Source organism: Falsiroseomonas oryzae (genome assembly GCF_027856955.1).
Taxonomy (GTDB): Bacteria; Pseudomonadota; Alphaproteobacteria; order Acetobacterales; family Acetobacteraceae; genus Falsiroseomonas; species Falsiroseomonas oryzae.
In genome coordinates this window covers 1-1240 of record NZ_JAPSMD010000815.1, presented here as the reverse complement: position 1 = coordinate 1240, position 1240 = coordinate 1, and the positions used below count along the sequence as shown (strand labels likewise).

Annotated in this window: 2 protein-coding genes; both read right to left on the bottom strand. The window is 75.5% G+C overall.

The features are described 5' to 3' along the window. The coding region (locus OZN99_RS31930; protein ID WP_270939208.1) for a protein-methionine-sulfoxide reductase heme-binding subunit MsrQ at window positions 1–835 on the bottom strand (835 nt) is incomplete at its 3' end. After that, a partial coding sequence (locus tag OZN99_RS31925) for an ELM1/GtrOC1 family putative glycosyltransferase (RefSeq protein ID WP_270939207.1) occupies window positions 825–1240 on the bottom strand: 416 nt, incomplete at its 5' end. The genes OZN99_RS31930 and OZN99_RS31925, both read right to left, overlap by 11 nt.

The following is a 1240-nucleotide window of genomic DNA, read 5'->3' as shown; positions in this document are numbered from 1 at the left end:
CACGCCGAGCCGGGCGGCGCGCCGCGCGCCGCACCCAGGGCACCGCGGCGACGCCCAGCCCCATCAGCAGCACCGTGTGGGCCGGGCGCAACCCCGCCCCGGTGTCGAGATTCGCCGCCAGGATGCGCCCCGCCGGCAGGCTGGTCGCCGCGGCGTACCAGGCATACTCGACCAGGGCCGCGCCCAGCGCCGCCGCCACGGCCAGCAGCGCCAGCCCGGCCGGATGCGCCCGCCACTGCCCAGGCAGCAACCGCCAGCCCATCAGCCACAGCCAGCACCCGGCCATCAGTACCGCCGTATCCGCGCGCGCGCGGGACTGCAGGAAGGCGTGCAGCACGGCGCCGGCGGCCAGCAGGTAGACCCTGCGGTGCAGCCGCTTCCAGCGCCGCCCGAGCCGCGCCTGCCAGCCATCCGTCGAGGTCCACCCCAGCACGCAGAGCCCCACCAGCACCACGAAGCCGAGCGTCAGGTAGACGCGCTTCGCGATCTCCGAGGCGACCGCGAGCAGGTCCCAGGCCAGGTGCCCGGCATAGAGAACCAGATGCAGCAATGCGTAGGCCAGTGCCGCCAGCCCGACCATGCGCCGCAACGTCACCGCCTTCTGCCAGTCCGCGAGATGGCGCAGCGGCGTCACGGCCAGGCTGATCAGCAGGATATGGGCGGCGTGGCTGCCGGCCTCGCGCGTCGCGGCCTTCCAGGGCTCGGCGCCCAGCGCGCCGGCGGCCAGCATTGCTTGCAGCACCAACGCCGGCGCGCACAGCGCAACCAGCAGCGACAGCCGCAGCGGGGAGAAGCGGCCCGCCCGGTCGCGCCATGGCGTCAGACTAGCGGCCAAGCAGCCCCCGCGCGCGGATCTCGGCGGCGATGCGCCCGGTCTCGTCGAGCGGCGCCCGGTCAAAGGGTGCCGGCGCGGCGTCCAGCGGCCGCGCCTGGCCAGCGGCGTAAAGGCTTTCGTGCAATGCGCGGTGCCGTCGCCCCTCCCCGCCGATCGGCGCGACGAAGATCGGCACGGCCGTCACCAGCGCTTCCGACAGCATGGAAACCGAGTCGCCGGTGACGACCAGCGCGTCGGCCCAGGCCATGAAGCCGAGCAGCGGGTTCGCTCCCTCCCCGCCCCAGCGGTGCAGCCGGTGCGGCACGGCGGCGAGCGTGCCGGCCAGCGCCTCGGTCGCGGCGGCGCCGGTGCGGCGGCTGGCGGTGGCCAGCACGCTACCCGCGAAACCCGCGACCTGCGCCCCCA